Annotated in this window: 15 protein-coding genes; 8 read left to right on the top strand and 7 right to left on the bottom strand. The window is 70.1% G+C overall.

The window, feature by feature from the left end:
• Positions 1 to 62 precede the first annotated feature (62 nt).
• The 4 genes from AC07OX_RS30350 to msrA all read right to left on the bottom strand — a co-directional run bounded on the left by AC07OX_RS30350 (position 63) and on the right by msrA (position 4,204).
• Positions 63 to 1,013, bottom strand: a complete 951-nt coding sequence (locus tag AC07OX_RS30350) for an AEC family transporter (protein WP_070062462.1) — start codon at positions 1,011 to 1,013, stop codon at positions 63 to 65.
• Between the two features lie 43 nt (positions 1,014 to 1,056).
• Entirely contained in the window at positions 1,057 to 3,153 is a 2,097-nt protein-coding gene (locus AC07OX_RS30345; RefSeq protein ID WP_495263145.1) for a TonB-dependent receptor, read from the bottom strand.
• 84 nt (positions 3,154 to 3,237) lie between these two features.
• Positions 3,238 to 3,633, bottom strand: coding sequence for a hypothetical protein (locus AC07OX_RS30340; RefSeq protein WP_495263144.1), 396 nt, complete (start codon positions 3,631 to 3,633; stop codon positions 3,238 to 3,240).
• A gap of 19 nt (positions 3,634 to 3,652) precedes the next feature.
• Positions 3,653 to 4,204: a peptide-methionine (S)-S-oxide reductase MsrA gene (gene msrA / locus AC07OX_RS30335; RefSeq protein WP_070062460.1), complete on the bottom strand. Its 552-nt coding sequence runs from the start codon at positions 4,202 to 4,204 to the stop codon at positions 3,653 to 3,655.
• A 103-nt stretch (positions 4,205 to 4,307) separates the two neighbouring features.
• Here msrA and AC07OX_RS30330 point away from each other — a divergent pair, with 103 nt between their 5' ends.
• The 4 genes from AC07OX_RS30330 to AC07OX_RS30315 all read left to right on the top strand — a co-directional run bounded on the left by AC07OX_RS30330 (position 4,308) and on the right by AC07OX_RS30315 (position 7,681).
• The gene (locus AC07OX_RS30330; protein WP_487848212.1) at positions 4,308 to 4,985 is read left to right on the top strand and encodes a TetR/AcrR family transcriptional regulator; all 678 of its coding nucleotides are present in this window, start codon (positions 4,308 to 4,310) and stop codon (positions 4,983 to 4,985) included.
• 94 nt (positions 4,986 to 5,079) lie between these two features.
• Positions 5,080 to 5,757, top strand: a complete 678-nt coding sequence (locus AC07OX_RS30325) for a protein-L-isoaspartate O-methyltransferase family protein (protein WP_495263143.1) — start codon at positions 5,080 to 5,082, stop codon at positions 5,755 to 5,757.
• A gap of 16 nt (positions 5,758 to 5,773) precedes the next feature.
• The gene (locus AC07OX_RS30320) at positions 5,774 to 6,127 is read left to right on the top strand and encodes a rhodanese-like domain-containing protein (protein WP_070062458.1); all 354 of its coding nucleotides are present in this window, start codon (positions 5,774 to 5,776) and stop codon (positions 6,125 to 6,127) included.
• A gap of 24 nt (positions 6,128 to 6,151) precedes the next feature.
• A complete protein-coding gene (locus AC07OX_RS30315; protein ID WP_495263142.1) occupies positions 6,152 to 7,681 on the top strand; it encodes a TolC family outer membrane protein in 1,530 nt (509 codons plus the stop codon).
• 26 nt (positions 7,682 to 7,707) lie between these two features.
• Here the strand turns inward: AC07OX_RS30315 and AC07OX_RS30310 are convergent, their stop codons facing one another.
• Together AC07OX_RS30310 and AC07OX_RS30305 are read right to left on the bottom strand one after the other, a co-directional pair.
• Positions 7,708 to 9,102 (bottom strand): 3-deoxy-D-manno-octulosonic acid transferase, encoded by a 1,395-nt coding sequence (locus AC07OX_RS30310; protein ID WP_095746278.1) that lies wholly within the window; start codon positions 9,100 to 9,102, stop codon positions 7,708 to 7,710.
• A gap of 7 nt (positions 9,103 to 9,109) precedes the next feature.
• Positions 9,110 to 10,492: a phosphomannomutase/phosphoglucomutase gene (locus tag AC07OX_RS30305; protein ID WP_495263164.1), complete on the bottom strand. Its 1,383-nt coding sequence runs from the start codon at positions 10,490 to 10,492 to the stop codon at positions 9,110 to 9,112.
• A 110-nt stretch (positions 10,493 to 10,602) separates the two neighbouring features.
• Between AC07OX_RS30305 and AC07OX_RS30300 the strand changes: the two genes are divergently transcribed.
• The 3 genes from AC07OX_RS30300 (at position 10,603) to AC07OX_RS30290 (ending at position 13,740) form a co-directional block, all read left to right on the top strand.
• Positions 10,603 to 12,207 (top strand): DNA-3-methyladenine glycosylase 2 family protein, encoded by a 1,605-nt coding sequence (locus AC07OX_RS30300; protein WP_495263141.1) that lies wholly within the window; start codon positions 10,603 to 10,605, stop codon positions 12,205 to 12,207.
• Entirely contained in the window at positions 12,204 to 12,701 is a 498-nt protein-coding gene (locus AC07OX_RS30295) for a methylated-DNA--[protein]-cysteine S-methyltransferase (RefSeq protein WP_495263140.1), read from the top strand. The genes AC07OX_RS30300 and AC07OX_RS30295 overlap by 4 nt, the downstream gene beginning before the upstream one ends.
• A 76-nt stretch (positions 12,702 to 12,777) precedes the next feature.
• On the top strand, positions 12,778 to 13,740 hold the full coding sequence (locus tag AC07OX_RS30290; protein ID WP_095950807.1) for a DMT family transporter: 963 nt from the start codon (positions 12,778 to 12,780) through the stop codon (positions 13,738 to 13,740).
• Between the two features lie 7 nt (positions 13,741 to 13,747).
• Here the strand turns inward: AC07OX_RS30290 and AC07OX_RS30285 are convergent, their stop codons facing one another.
• On the bottom strand, positions 13,748 to 14,401 hold the full coding sequence (locus tag AC07OX_RS30285) for a DUF1345 domain-containing protein (RefSeq protein WP_495263139.1): 654 nt from the start codon (positions 14,399 to 14,401) through the stop codon (positions 13,748 to 13,750).
• A gap of 186 nt (positions 14,402 to 14,587) precedes the next feature.
• Between AC07OX_RS30285 and AC07OX_RS30280 the strand changes: the two genes are divergently transcribed.
• The gene (locus AC07OX_RS30280) at positions 14,588 to 15,436 is read left to right on the top strand and encodes a hypothetical protein (protein ID WP_159270830.1); all 849 of its coding nucleotides are present in this window, start codon (positions 14,588 to 14,590) and stop codon (positions 15,434 to 15,436) included.
• The last annotated feature ends 59 nt before the right edge of the window (positions 15,437 to 15,495 follow it).

Below are 15,495 nucleotides of genomic sequence, written 5' to 3'. Positions count from 1 at the left end.
GGGCTAGCGCTGTCGCTCAGTCGGGCAAAAGTTCGCGAAAGGCGCGGAAGAAATGAGGGCCGTCAGGGCAACCACTGCACCCAGACCATGACCAGGGTGAGCGTGCCCAGCGCCAGCACGGTCGACACGGCGACGCTGGCCGTGACCAGGTCTTCGGCGCTGCGGTAGCGCTGCGAGAACAGGAACACGTTGGCGCCGATCGGCAGCGCCGCCGCCACCACCATCACGGTGAGCGGAATGCCGCGCACGCCCAGCAGCCAGCCGATGAGCGCCACCAGCAGCGGGTGCACGAGGTTCTTCACCAGCGCCTGCACCAGCGCGCCGCGCCAGTGGCGCCCGATGGGCGTGAGCGCGAGCGTGATGCCCACCATCACCAGCGCGACCGGCCCGAAGGCCTGGCCCAGCAGCTGGATCGGCTTGTCGATCACCTCGGGCATCACGAGGCCCGTCTGCGCGAACAGAAGGCCCGCGATGATGGGCAGCGGCACCGGATGGATGATGGCGTTGCGCAACGCGCGCCCCACGGTGCGCGCCATGGAGCGCCGGTCGGCGCCGCTCACCGCCGCGTGCTCGCGCGCCACGGCCAGCTCGAGCACCACGGTGGCGCTGGTCATGAGCACGAGCGAATGCAGCGAGATCAGCGTGAGCAGCACCACCATGCCGGGCTCGCCGTAGGCCAGGCCGATCAGCGCGATGCCGATCATCACGGTGTTGCTGTAGGTGTTGGCCAGCGCGAGCACCGCGCCCGTGCGGTTGAAGCCGCGCCACGCGAGCGTGGCCGCGAACAGCAGGCCCGAGGCGATGAAGTACGCCGCCACGGGCTTCAGGCTCAACTCCTGCACGTGCACCGTGCTCATGGCGCGAAACAGCAGCGCGGGCGCGAGCAGCAGGAAGATGAGGTTCGACAGGTCTTTCACCGCATTGCCGCCGATCCACCGGCGCCGTCCGGCGAGGTAGCCGGCGGCAATGAGAAGAACGACGGGCAGCAGGGAAGAAATGACGAACGAATTCACCCGGCGAGGATAGCGCGCGCCCGTCGCTCAAAAGGTCGGAACGTCAGAACGTGACGCGCAGCCCCACCTTCAGCGAACGCCCCGGCAGCGGCGCCTTCGGGAACACCGTGGTCGTCAGGATCGAGGTCGGCGTGTAGGCCAGCGTGTTCCCGATGTTGTCCATGCGCGCGTACCAGGTGAGGTTGGCGCGCTGCACCTTCATGCGGTAGCTGATGGACGCGTTCCACAGCGTGTACGCGTCCGTCTCGCGCGCGCCCACGCTCGGCACCCGGCGCTGCGCCGCGTTGTAGTCGAAGCCGACGCGCGCGGTCCACGGCCCGTTACCGTAGGCCAGCGTGGCGCCCAGGCGCAGCGGCGCGATGCGCGGCAGCGGCTCGCCGGTGTCGAGGTTCTTCGCGCGCACGATGTCGCCGCGCCATTCGAGGTCGAGCGTGCCCGCGTCGGCCATGCGCGCGAAGCCGTCGGTGCCCAGCAGCCGCAGGTTGCCGTTGGCCTCGATGCCGGTGAAGCGCGCGCGCATGCCGCCATAGCGGTACTCGGCCAGCGTGTCGGTCGCTTCGGGGTCGGTGACGACCTGCCCTTCCTCGTCGAGCGTGCGGCCCGACGCGGTCAGGCCGATGTAGTTGCGAAAGCGCGTGACGTACGCGTTCACGCGGGCCGTGTTCGGGCCCGACTTCCACTGCGCGCCCAGATCGAAGCCGGTGGACTTTTCCTTGCCCAGGTTCGGGTCGCCCACCTCCCACGCCGCCGTGGCCACGTGCGGGCCGTTGGCGAGCAGTTCGTAGTCCTTCGGTGCGCGCTCGGTGTAGGCCAGGTTCGAGGTCAGCTGCCACTGCGGCGTGAGGTTGACCAGCGCGCCGAACGCCGCGCTGTGCGGGTTGAAGCTGCGCTCGCCGATGGCGAAGCGCGTCACCGACAGGTCGTCGGGGTAGCCCAGCGAGCGCACCGTGACCTTCTCGGTGCGCGCGCCGAAGCTCAGGCGGCCCCACGAGGTGCCGAGCTCTTCGTGCAGGAACAGCGCGTTGGAGCGCGTGCGGCTGTGCGGCGCGAAGGCCTCCGAGCCGTCGGCGGCGAAGCGGTTGGTCTCGCGGCTGAAGCCGACCAGGCCTTCGAGGTTGCCGATCTTCTCGTGCCGCGCCTCGATGCGCAGGTCGTTGCTCAGGTTCGAGAAAGTGGTGCCGGCCTCGCGGCCCTCGAACTCGGTGTGGCGGTAGTCGGTGCGGCTCACCTTGGCGTGGATGCTGCGGATGAAGCCGCCCGGGCGCCATTCGCCTTCCAGCGCGTAGCGGTCGGACTTCATGCCGATGGTCACGTCATCCTCGGCCACGGTGCCGTAGTTGCTGCGGTAGGTGCTGGCCGAGGCACCGATCCAGCCCTGGCTGAAGAAGAGCGTGCCGCCGACCGCGCCGCCGTTCGCCTGGTTCTCTGAATTGCAGATGCGGCGCGCGAGCGACGGGCGCCCGGGCTTGCTGCATTCGAGGTCGATCGGCACCGACATGTCTTTCGAATCGCGGTTGAAGGCGTCGACGTGCAGGGCGAAGCGGTCGTTGCCGCCTTCGAGCAGCACGCCGCCGCTCTTTTCCTTGTTGCCGCTGGCGTAGCCCAGTTCGGCACGGCCGCCGAAGCCGTTGATGGGCTCGGTCGGGATGCGGTTGTCGATCACGTTGACCACGCCGCCCACGGCGCTGCCGCCGTACTGCAGCGCCGAGGGGCCGCGCAGCACCTCGATGCGCTCGGTCACCAGCGCGTCGACGGGCACCGCGTGGTCGTAGCTCAGGGCCGAGGCGTCGGGCGCACCGCCGCCGTTCTGCAGGATGCGGATGCGGTCGCCGTCCTGGCCGCGGATGCTGGGGCGGCTGGCGTTGGGGCCGAAGTAGCTGCTGCTCACGCCGGGCAGGTTGTTCAGCGTTTCGCCCAGCGTCGATTCGGAGCGCAGCAGCAGCTGGTCGCCCGACAGCGAGGTGGTCGGCGCGATCAGGTCGCTCGCGCCCAGCGGGTTGCCGGTGACGGTGACCTCGCGCAGGCTGGCTGAGTCAGCAGCCGGGGCGGCGGCGGTGTCGGCGGTCTGGGCCAGGCTCGCCACCGAGGCGAGCGAAAGAACGGCAGCGCCGATGGCGTTGCGACGGAATTGGGGGGTCATGAAGAAGGAACACTCGTTGAATCGGGGAACGACCGGCCGCCCTCACCCGCCCGAAGCGGGTGCGGCAACCGGAACACGGGGGATTCAGCGAGTGGACGGCGGGCCGCGCGCGTCGAAGAGCGCGACCCAGCGGGCGATGGCTTCGCCCTGCAGATAAGCAAACGTGGCCGCCGGCAGCAGCATCGGCAGCACCACCAGCGGCACGCCGGGCATGCCCGTGCCGTGCGCGAGCTGGTCGTACAGGCGGCAGTCGGCGTCGTCGTGCACGCCGAACAGGCTGGCCAGCGTATGGCCGCTGTCGTGCCGGTGCGCGGCCTGTGCCTGCGCCGCCGCCGCAGCGACGGGCAGGCCCGGCACGTGCAGCGAACGGTGCATCAGCCCCATCGTGCCGGCGAACCAGAGCGCGAACGCCAGCGCGACGACGAGCGCGCGGGTGGCGCGCGTCATGCGGGTCGGGGTCTGGCGCAGGGTGGCGGACACGGGGCGTGAAAGAAGAGGCTCAGGCCTTGACGCGCGAGGCGAAGGTCTTCTGGAACTTCTCGACCTTCGGGCCGACCACGAACGCGCAGTAGCCCTGGTTCGGGTGGTTCAGGAAGTAGTCCTGGTGGTAGGCCTCGGCGGTCGAGTAGTTGGCCAGCGGCGCCACTTCGGTCACCACGGGCGAGCTGTAGGTCTTGCTGGCCTCGATCTCGCGGATGACAGAGTCGGCGACCTCTTTCTGGGCGTCGCTCGTGGTGTAGATGCCGCTGCGGTACTGGGTGCCGACGTCGTTGCCCTGGCGGTTGAGCGTGGTGGGGTCGTGCACCACGAAGAAGATCTCGAGCAGCTCGCGCAGGCTGATCTGCGCCGGGTCGAATTCGAGCTTCACGACCTCGGCATGGCCGGTGCGGCCGGTGCAGATCTGCTCGTAGCTCGGGTTCAGGGTCTGGCCGTTGCTGTAGCCCGATTCGACGTCCAGCACGCCTTGCACCCGGTCGAACACCGCCTCGGTGCACCAGAAGCAACCTCCGCCGAGCACGATGGTTTCGGTGGGCGACGGTGAGGAAGACATGGCGCGGCTCCGGGTGGGTTGGAAAAAGCGGGGACCGGTATTGTCGCGGCTTGACGGGCCGGATGCCGGTCACTACATTACTAACCCGTCAGTCATTAACACCATGGCCTCCCCCCGCTCCCTCGTCGACAAGTTCTGCCCGCTGCCGTCCAAGCGCGAGCGGCGCAAGGAGGCGCGTCCGGGCGAGCTGCTGGCGGCGGCGCTCGACCTGTTCGTCGAAAAGGGCTTTGCCGCCACCCGCTCGGAAGAAGTGGCGGCCCGCGCCGGCGTGTCCAAGGGCACCCTCTTTCTGTACTTTCCGAGCAAGGAAGAGCTGTTCAAGGCCGTGGTGATCGAAAACCTCGGCGGCCGTTTCACAGAGTGGAACGCCGAGTTCGAGGCCTTCGAGGGCACGACGGCCGAGATGCTGCGCTACTGCATGAACGTCTGGTGGGAGCGCGTCGGCCTGACCAAAGCCTCGGGCCTGACCAAGCTGATGATGAGCGAAGGCGGCAACTTTCCCGAGCTGGCGGAGTTCTACCGCGAGCAGGTGGTGCGCCCGGGCCACGAGCTGCTGCGGCGCATCCTGCAACGCGGCATCGACCGCGGCGAGTTCGTGCAAATGGACATCGACCACGCCATCTATTCGGTGGTCGCCCCCATGGTGTTCCTCATGCTCTGGAAGCATTCGGCCATGGTCTGCGTCGACGGCGTGAGCACGCTCGACCCCGAAAAATTCATCGCCACCCAGTGCGAAACCGTGCTTCACGGCCTGTGCGTGCGCCCCGGGAGCCCCGCATGACGCCCGCCGGATGGCCGACTGGCGCGGTGGCGTCATCGGCGCGACCTAAAATTGAAGGTTTGTCCCGTCCAGAGCCTTCAAGGAAAGCCACGCCATGAACCCCACGCCCACCCTCGAGCGCTTGCGCTTCAACATGATCGAACAGCAGATCCGTCCCTGGGACGTGCTGGAGTCGGACATCCTCGAGCTGCTGGCCGAGATTCACCGCGAAGACTACGTGCCCGACGCGCACCGCACGCTGTCCTTCTTCGACATGGAACTGCCCCTGCTCGACGGCTCAGTGCCCGGCGAATTCATGCTGTCGCCCAAGGTCGAGGCCCGCACCCTGCAGGACCTGCACATCCAGAAGCACGAATCGGTGCTCGAGATCGGCACCGGCTCCGGCTTCATGGCCGCCCTGCTCGGCGCCCGCGCGGCCCAGGTGCTGTCGCTCGAGATCAACCCCGTGCTGGCCGCCCGCGCCGCCGACACGCTGCGCAGCAACGGCGTGACGAACGTCGAAGTGCGCCACGCCGACGGCGCCGTGCCGCTGGCCAGCGGCCCGAGCTTCGACGTGATCGTGCTCAGCGGCTCGGTTGCGCGCATTCCGCAGAACCTGCTCGGTTCGCTCAAGGTCGGCGGCCGCCTGTCGGCCATCGTCGGCGACGAGCCCATGATGCGCGCCCATTTCGTGACCCGCACCAGCGAAAGCAAGTGGGAGACGATCCAGCCCTGGGACACCGTGGCGCCGCGCCTGCTGAACTTCCCCGAGCCCTCGCGCTTCGCCTTCTGACCGAGCGGCCCACCGAATGATCGATCAAGTCCGCCCCGCCGACCTGGCCGCCTGGTTCGCACAGGACGCCGACGCCGCCCCCGTGCTGCTCGACGTGCGCGAGCCCTGGGAGCTGCAGACGGCGAGCGTCGCGCCGCAGGGCTTCACGCTGGTCGCGATCCCGATGAACGAGATCCCCGGCCGGCTGGCCGAACTCGCCGCCGGCGACGGACAGCCCGCGCCCCGCATCGCCTGCCTGTGCCACCACGGCGCCCGCAGCCAGCGCGTGGCCGCTTTTCTGCACCAGAACGGCTTTGACTCGCTCGCCAACGTGGCGGGGGGCATCGACGCCTGGTCCGCGCAGCACGACCCGAGCGTGCCGCGCTACTGATTCTTTCCCTCCCAAGGACGTTCAATGCCTCCCAGGCCCCGGCTTCTGCCTCTTTCCGCAGCCCTCGCAAGCGCCATTGCGAGCCTGCTCGCACTGCCGGCCCAGGGCCAGACACTGAACGAACTCTACGATTCCGCGCGCGGCTTCGACGCCACCTACCAGGGCGCGCGGGCCCAGTACGAGGCCAACCTGGCGCGCGCCGCGCAGGCCAAGGCGGGCATCCTGCCGGCCGTCGGGCTCACCGCGGGCGTGAACCGCAGCAACCTGGACATCGACACCCTGACCGGCACCGGCCGCGGCAGCAGCGCCTCGCGCGACTTCACCACGCAGAACGTCGGCATCAACGCCACGCAGCCGCTGTACCGCCCCGCCAACTGGGCCACCTACGAGCAGGGCAAGCGCCAGGCCGAGGTGGCGCAGGCGGTGCTCACCATCGCCGAGCAGGACCTCATCGTGCGCGTGAGCCAGGCCTACTTCGACGTGCTCGCCAGCCAGGACGGCCTGGCCCTGGTGCGCGCGCAGAAGGTGGCCGTGGCCGAGCAGCTGGCCTCGGCCAAGCGCAATTTCGAGGTCGGCACCTCCACCATCACCGACTCGCGCGAGGCCCAGGCCCGCTACGACCTCGTGATCGCCCAGGAAATCGCCGCCGAGAACGACCTGCAGGTCAAGAAGGTGGTGCTCGACCAGCTGGTCGGCCGCCCGGGCAGCGTGCCCGTGCCGCTGGCCGCGCCGGTCGTGCTGCCGACCGCGCAGCCCGCCGACATCAACGCCTGGGTGGCGCAGGCCGACGAGGTGCATCCGGCGATCCGCCAGGCGCGCCTGGGCCTGGACGTGGCCGGGCTCGAGGTGCAGAAGGCGCAGGCCGGCCACAAGCCCACGCTGGACGCCAACCTGGGCTACAACGTCACGCGCAACCCGACCGGCACCAGCACCAGCACCGTGGGCACACGCGTCAACGCCGCCACGGTCGGCGTCACCTTCAACCTGCCGCTGTTCGCGGGCTTTGCCACCGAGAACCGCATCAAGGAAACGCTGGCCCTCGAAGACCAGTCGCGCAGCGTGCTCGAGGGCACGCGCCGCAGCGTGGCGCAGGCCACGCGCGCGGCCTACCTCGGGCTGGTGTCGGGCGCCGGCCAGGTGAAGGCGCTCGAAGCGGCCGAATCCTCCAGCCAGAGCGCGCTCGACGCCAACAAGCTGGGCTACCAGGTGGGCGTGCGCATCAACATCGACGTGCTCAACTCGCAGAGCCAGCTGTTCCAGACCAAGCGCGACCTCGCGCAGGCGCGCTACAACGTGCTGCTGGGCAACCTGAAGCTGCGCCAGGCCAACGGCACGCTGACCACCGACGACATGAACGCGATCAACGCGACGCTGGCGCGCAATGGCAGCACGCCTGCGGTGCCTGCCGCGACGACGGGCGCGCCTGTGGTGCCCGTGACGCCGCCGGCCATTCCGGTGGTGCCGCCGGTGCCGGTGCAGCCGTTCAACCCGCCTGCGCCGACGATGCCGTCGGCACCGCCGCCGCCGGTGATCCTGAACCCGCTGGTGCGCTGACCCGGCAACGGGTCACCCAACCAATCTCAATCGAGCGTGGGTTCGGCCCGCACCGCCTCGGGCGGCGGGGCGCCGTCGTCGTCGGCTGCCGGCGTTCCCACCGGCTCCGCCGCCTGCGCAATCGCCAGCACCGCCGCGGCCGTGCGTTCGGCTGCGCCACGGTTCGACGACGAGAAGGCCAGCGCGGCCTGCGCCATCACGGCGCGGCGCTCCGGGTTCTCGACCAGCTTGAGCGCGGCCGTCACGGCCTGCTCCATGCCCTCGACGCGCAGCGACGCGCCCGCCGCGAGCGACAGCTGCGCCGCCTCGGCGAAATTGAAGGTCGAAGGGCCCATCACCACCGGGCAGCCGCAGGCCGCCGGCTCGATGAGGTTCTGTCCGCCCAGCGGCTCGAAGCTGCCACCGAGCAAGGCCACGTCGGCCAGGCCGTAGTACAGCGCCATCTCGCCCAGCGAATCGCCGAGCCAGATCTCGGCCTCGGCCGGCTGGCCGGCCGCGCTGCGGCGCGCCACCGCGAAGCCTTCGGCCTCGATGAGCGCCGCCACTTCGTCGAAACGCTGCGGATGGCGCGGCACGATCATCCATTGCACGTCGTGCACGCGCTTGGCGATCGAGCGGATCGCGCCCTGCTCGGGCGGCACCGGCGAGGTGGCACCGAAGCGCTTGAGCACCTCGAGCAGCAGCCGCTCCTCGCCGTCGCGCGAGCTGGCCAGCACGACCATCGGCCGCGGCAGGTGCTCGCGCAGCGACACGGCCGTGGCCAGTTGCCGCGCGTCGGGCGTGGCGTCGAACTTGAGGTTGCCGTAGATCCCGGCCACCTTGGCGCCCAGCGACACCAGCCGGTGCGCGTCGGCCTCGGTCTGCGCCCACACGGCGGCGAGCGCCGAGTACGCCGGCCGCGCCAGCCCGCTGAGCCGTTCGGCCGCGGCGCGCGATTTCTCGTTGAGCCGCGCATTGGCCAGCACCAGCGGAATGCGGCGCTCGGCGCAGGCGGCGGCCATCTCGGGCCAGACCTCGGTTTCCATCAGCACGCCGATGCGCGGCTGGAAGCGGTCGAGAAAGCGGGCGACGGCGCCCGGCGTGTCCCACGGTTGCCAGACCTGCGTGTCGCCGGGCTCGAGCAGCTTGGCGCCCTCTTCGCGGCCCGTGGCGGTGCCGTGCGTGAGCAGGATCGGAATGCCCGGGTACTGGCGCCGCAGCTCGGCGATCAGGATGGCGGCGGCGCGCGTCTCGCCCAGCGAGACGGCATGCACCCAGCACTGGGCAAAGCCGGTGGTGGCGTCGTCGTAGTGGCCGAAGCGCTCCTCGACGGCCACGGCATAGCCGGGCTCGGCGACGGCGCGGCGGCGCAGCTTGCGGCGGACCAGCGGTTGGACGGCGGTGGTGAAGACGCCGTAGAGGCGAAGCAGCAGGGAACGCACAGGTTCTTCAGTGGGCAGCAGCGGCCAGCGTGGCGTCGGGCTTGACCGTTCGCAGCACCGCAAGCATCTCGGTCTCGATGCGTTGGAGCGCCGCCTCGGTCTGGCCTTCGAAGCGCAGCACCAGCACGGGGGTGGTATTGGAAGCGCGGATCAGCCCGAATCCATCGGGCCAGTCCACGCGCAGGCCGTCGATGGTCGAGACCTGGGCGGGCGCGTCGAAGCGCGCGTTCTGCACGAGTTGGGCGACCAGCGCGTGCGGCTCGCCTTCGGCGCAGGCGACGTTCAGTTCAGGGGTCGAGAAGCTGGTGGGCAGCGCATTGAGCACGGCGTTCGCGTCCGGGTGCTGGCTCAGGATCTCGAGCAGGCGGCAGCCGGCGTAGGTGCCGTCGTCGAAGCCGTACCAGCGCTCCTTGAAGAAGATGTGGCCGCTCATCTCGCCGCCCAGCGGCGAATCGATTTCCTTCATCTTCGCCTTGATGAGCGAATGGCCGGTCTTGTAGATCATCGGCGTGCCGCCCGCGGCCTCGATGGCCGGCGCCAGGCGCTGCGAGCATTTCACGTCGTAGACGATGGTGCCGCCGGGCACGCGCGAGAGCACGTCCTGCGCAAAGAGCTGCATCTGGCGGTCGGGGAAGATGTTCTGGCCGTCCTTCGTGACGATGCCCAGGCGGTCGCCGTCGCCGTCGAAAGCCAGGCCCAGCTCGGCCTGGCCCTTGGCCAGTTCGGCCATCAGGTCCCGGAGGTTGTCGGGCTTGCTCGGATCGGGGTGGTGGTTGGGGAAGTTGCCGTCGACCTCGCTGAACAGCTCGACCACGTCGCAGCCGATGGCGCGGAAGATGGCCGGTGCGGTCGCGCCCGCGATGCCGTTGCCCGAATCGACCACGATCTTCATGGGGCGTGCCAGCTTGATGTCGCCCACGATGCGCTGCACGTAGGCCTCGGTCACGTCGACCTTGCGCACGCTGCCGCCCGGTGCGAGCTTTGCAGTGCCGTCTTCCATGGTCTTGCGCAGGCCCTGGATCTCGTCGCCGTAGATCGCGCGGCCGGCCAGCACCATCTTGAAGCCGTTGTAGTCCTTCGGGTTGTGGCTGCCCGTGACCTGGATGCCGCTGGTGCACAGCGTGTGGGCCGCGAAGTACAGCATCGGGGTCGTGACCGCGCCCACGTCGATCACCTCGACGCCGGTGGCGACCAGGCCGTCGATCAGCGCGTCCACCAGCGCCGGGCCCGACAGGCGCCCGTCGCGGCCCACGGCCACCGCGGTCTCGCCGGCCGCGCGGGCCGCGCTGCCGAAGGCACGGCCCAGCGCCTCGGCCACTTCGACATCGAGACTGAGGGGCACGACGCCGCGGATGTCATAGGCCTTGAAGATCGATGCGCTGAGCTGCATGAAGGGCGGGGTCACTGTTGGTTCGGAGTCGGGCATTGTAGGCAACGCGTTGTAGACATCGATGTCCGAAAACGGCCAGTTGAAACGAGTCGAAACCGTATCATTTCCCCATGTCTACCGCCCACGCCCCCTCCGAAGTGCTCGAGAGCGACGCCTGCTACCTGGCGATGAAGACGCACGACGCGCGCTTCGACGGCTCGTTCTTCACGGCCGTGACCTCCACCGGCATCTACTGCCGGCCGGTGTGCCGCGTGAAGCTGCCGCGGCGCGAGAACTGCCGCTTCTTCCGCCACGCGGCCCAGGCCGAGGCCGCAGGCTTTCGGCCCTGCCTGCGCTGCCGGCCCGAGCTGGCACCACGCGCGGCCAGCTGGTCGACCGAAGATGCCTCGCGCATCCTCGCATTGCAGGCGGCGCGCTTGATCGACGAGCCCGATGCCTGGTCCGAGGAAGGCCCCGGCGCGGCGCAGATCGCGGCCCGCCTGGGCGTGAGCGACCGCCACCTGCGGCGCATCTTCGAGGCGCAGTTCGGCGTGTCGCCGCTGCAGTACCTGCAGACGCGCCGCCTGCTGGCCGCCAAGCAGCTCATCGCCGACACGCGCCTGCCGATGACGCAGGTGGCGCTGGCCAGCGGCTTCGCGAGCGTGCGGCGCTTCAACGCGGCCTTCGTGGAGCACTACGGGCTCAACCCGAGCGCGCTGCGCCGCGCGGGCGGCACCGAGGGCGGCGAAGGCAAGGCCATCGAGGTGCGGCTGGGCTTTCGCCCGCCCTACGACGCGAACGCCATGCTCGGCTTCTTCGCACGGCGCGCGCTGCGCGGCGTCGAGACCGTGCACACCGCCGACGGCAAGGAGCCCGCCAAGGGCAGCACGCCGACCTACGTGCGGCTGGCGCGCACCCTGCGCGTGCAACAAGGCGGGCAGACGCACGCCGGCTGGCTGCAGCTGCGCTTCGACCTCGAACGCGAGCAGGTACTGCTGGCCGTGAGCGATTCGCTGGCCGCGGTGCTGCCCATCGTCATCAGCCGCGCCCGCGCGCTGTTCGACCTCGACGCGGAGCCGATGGCCATCAACGCCGCGCTGCATGCGGCCTTTCCGCACGGCGACGGGCTGCGCGTGCCGGGCACGGTCGACGGCTTCGAGCTCGCGGTGCGCGCGGTGCTGGGCCAGCAGATCACCGTGGCCGCGGCGCGCACGCTGGGCTCGCGGCTGGTCGAGGCCTTCGGCGACGCCATCGACACGCCCATCGACGGCCTGAGCCGCCTCTTCCCCACACCCGCCGCGCTGGCAGCGGCCAGCGGCGATGCGCTCGGGCAGCTGGGCATCGTGCGCCAGCGGCAGGCCGCGCTGCAGGCCATCGCGCGCGAAGTGGCCTCGGGCCGGCTGGCGCTGCATGCGGGCGCCGACGTGCCCTCCACCCTGGCGGCACTGCAGGAACTGCCCGGCATCGGCGCCTGGACCGCGCAGTACATCGCGATGCGCGCGCTGCGCTGGCCCGACGCCTTTCCCGCCGGCGACGTGGCCCTGCAGAAGGCGCTGGGCGTGACCACCGCGCGCGCCGCGGGCGAGGCCTCGCAGGCCTGGCGCCCCTGGCGCAGCTACGCGGTGCTGCGGGCCTGGCACACGCCGCCCGCGCCCTCCGAACCGGCATCGGCCGCCGCGCCGACCGTCACTTCTTCCGACCTCGCAACGGCAGGCCCCGTGCCTGAAAGACCATGAAATTCAAGCGCACCGTCATCTACACCTCGCACACCGACACGCCGCTGGGCGGCGTCACGATGGCCGCCACCGACCAGGGCCTGGCCGGTGTCTGGTTCGACCACCAGCGCCACTGGCCCGACACCACGGGCTGGCAGACCCAGGACGACCACCCCGCGCTGGTCGAGGCGGCCGCGCAACTGCACGACTATTTCGCGGGCCGTCGCAGCCACTTCGACATGCAGCTCGACCTGTCCCACGGCACGGCCTTCCAGCAGGGCGTGTGGCAGGCGCTGCTCGCCATCCCGGCCGGCGAGACCACGACCTACGGCGCGCTGAGCCAGCGCGTGGGCAACCCGGCCGCGGTGCGCGCGGTCGGCGCGGCGGTCGGGCGCAACCCGATCAGCGTGATCGTGCCCTGCCACCGCGTGCTCGGTGCGGACGGCTCGCTGACCGGTTACGCTGGCGGGCTCGAGCGCAAGACCGCCTTGCTCGAACTCGAGACCGGCAAGTAAGACAGAAGAAAACACCGCCCATGGCACAGCGCCACATCCCCTCGATGTGGCGCCGCGCCATTCCCCAAAGAGACGCATGACCACAACGAACAACAACAGCACCGTCGCCCCCTCGCCTTCGCCCGCCCCCGCCGCGCTCGCGCCCAAGGCGTGGCTCATCGATCTCGTGCTTCTGGGCGCGCTGTGGGGCGCCTCTTTCCTGTTCATGCGCATCGGCGCGGCGGAGTTCGGCGCGCTGCCGACGGCCGCCGTGCGCGTGGTCATCGCGGCGCTGTTCCTGCTGCCGATCGCGCTGCTGCGCGGCCAGGGGCCGTCGATCGCGAAGCACTGGAAGGCCAGCCTCACGGTCGGCATCTTCAACTCGGGCATGCCCTTCGCGCTGTTCTGCTTCGCGCTGCTGACCATCAACACCGGCTTGGCGGCGGTGCTCAACGCCACCACGCCGATGTTCGGCGCGCTCGTGGCCTGGGCCTGGTTCCGCGAGCGGCCGAACGGCTCGCGCCTCGTCGGCCTGGTGATCGGTTTCGCGGGCGTCGCGATGCTCGCCAGCCGCAGCGCCGGCCTGCATGCCGGCGCCAGCAACCACGCCGCGCTGTGGGCCGTGCTGGCCTGCCTGGCGGCCTGCCTGTGCTACGGCATCTCGGCCAGCGCCACGCGGCGCCACCTGTCCGGCGTGCCCGCGCTGACCACGGCCACCGGCAGCCAGATCGGCGCCAGCCTGTTCCTCGCGCTGCCCGCGATCTGGCTCTGGCCCGCGCAGATGCCCAGCCTGCGCGCATGGCTGGCGCTGCTGGCGCTGGGCATCGCCTGCACGGGCGTGGCCTACATCCTGTTCTTCCGGCTCATCGAACGCGCCGGCCCGGCCCGCGCCCTCACCGTGACCTTCCTCGTGCCGGTGTTCGCGCTGTTCTACGGCGCTGTGTTCCTGGGCGAGCAGATCACGCAGTGGATGCTGATCTGCGCCTTCGTGATCGTGTGCGGCGTGGCGCTGTCGACCGGCATCGTCAAGCTGCCGTCGCTGCGCAAGGCCGCGGGCTGAGCTTTCTTCAGACCACGCCGGCGACCACGTTCACGGACAGGGCCAGCACGAGCATGTTGAAGGCGAAGGCGAGCACGCTGTGGACCAGCGTGATGCGCCGCATCTCGTGCGAAGTGGCCTGCACGTCCGACACCTGCGAGGTCATGCCGATCACGTAGGCGTAGTACATGAAGTCGAAGTAGTCGGGCGCTTCCTTGCCCGGAAAGTCAAGCCCGCCGTCGGAGGCGCTGTCCTTGCGGTCGATGTAGTAGCGGTGCGCGTAGTGGAAGGCGTAGATCGTGTGCATCATGAGCCACGAGCCCGCCAGCGCCACCAGCCCCAGCGCCACGTGCGCGCCGCGCGCCCAGCCGCTGAGCTGGCGCACCTGCTGCAGCAGCATCGCGATCGCGACCACGCTCACGCCCACCGCCACCAGCATCGACACCAGGATCACGACGTTGGGCTGGTCCAGCTGCTGCGCGCGCTCGCGCGTGCGCTGGGCGTCGAAGGTCTCGGCCAGCCACCAGCTGAGCAGCTGGTACACCGCCACGCCTGCGCACCAGCCGGCCAGCGCGCGCGCCGTGAAGCCCATCGGCCACGGCAGCAGCGCCACCGCGACGGCCGCTGCAGCCCCATAGAGAAGGCGTTGGGGACCGGTGGTGGTGGAAAGGTGTTGGCGCATGGGCGGACTGTAGCGCCGCGGCATGCATCGGCGTGCGATCGGCAATTTCCTACAGGCACATCGGCCAACGGCGCATGCGCAGCGCGGTGCCCCGTCACTAAGGTGATGCGGTTTCAGGGAGCCTCAGCCCGGAGGCATCGCGCCATGCACATGCCCGAGGCATCTTTCACCCGAAGGATTTCTTTCATGCTGTTGCTTCGTTCGCGTCCGTTCGACCGGACCGCGAGATTCGGCGCCCTGGGCGCCCTGGCCGGAACCGGTGCCCTCTGCCTTCTTTGCTTCGCGCCTTCCGCTGCGGCCGAGCCCTCGCCGGCGCTGGACCGTTTCAGCTTCTCGGTGGGGGCCTTCAGTGCCGACCCCAAGTTCAGCGCCTCGGTCGAAACCCCCTACGGCGTGCTGCGCTCGAACGAGCTCAAGCCGGGCCGCGTGACCATGCCGCGCATCTCGGCCGACGTGCTGATCGGCGACAGCCAGGGCCTGTCTTTCGACTACTACCGCTACAAGCGCGACTACGAAGGACAGGTGGCGGGCAACACCTCGTTCGGCAGCTTCGGCTCGCTGAGCGCCATCGGCAACGCGAACCTCTCGGCCCAGCTCGACTTCGCCAAGCTCGCCTACAAGTGGTGGCTCGGTTCGGGCAACACCGTCTTCGGGCTGGGCGCCGGCGCGGCCTATTACCGCGCGACGCTCGGCGCCAGTGCGCTGGTCGGCGTGAACGGGCAGGTGCGTTCGGTCAGCGAGCGCTCGAGCGACAACGCCATCGCGCCCCTGCTCGAGGTCGGCGTGCGCCACGCGATCACGCCCGACCTTCGGCTGTTCGCCGATGCCTCGGGCGTGTGGAAAAGCAGCGGCCGCTTCCACGGCAACATCTACAACGCCGCAGCCGGCGTGGAGTGGTTCCCGGTGAAGAACGTGGGCCTGGTGCTGTCGTATGGCGTGACCAACATCGACCTCACGCGCGAGGGCGGCTTCGCCGATTCGCGCCTCAAGGTGCGGCTGCAGGGGCCTTCGGCCTTCCTCAAGGCCCGCTTCTGACGCGGCCCCGGCGGGCGGCCGGCGCCGCATAGCCACTCTTCGCAAGACCGGCAGGCGGT

Source organism: Variovorax sp. GW821-FHT09D07 (genome assembly GCF_059416345.1).
The sequence above is the reverse complement of the archived record's forward strand: the minus strand, read 5'-3'. Positions and strand labels throughout refer to the sequence as shown.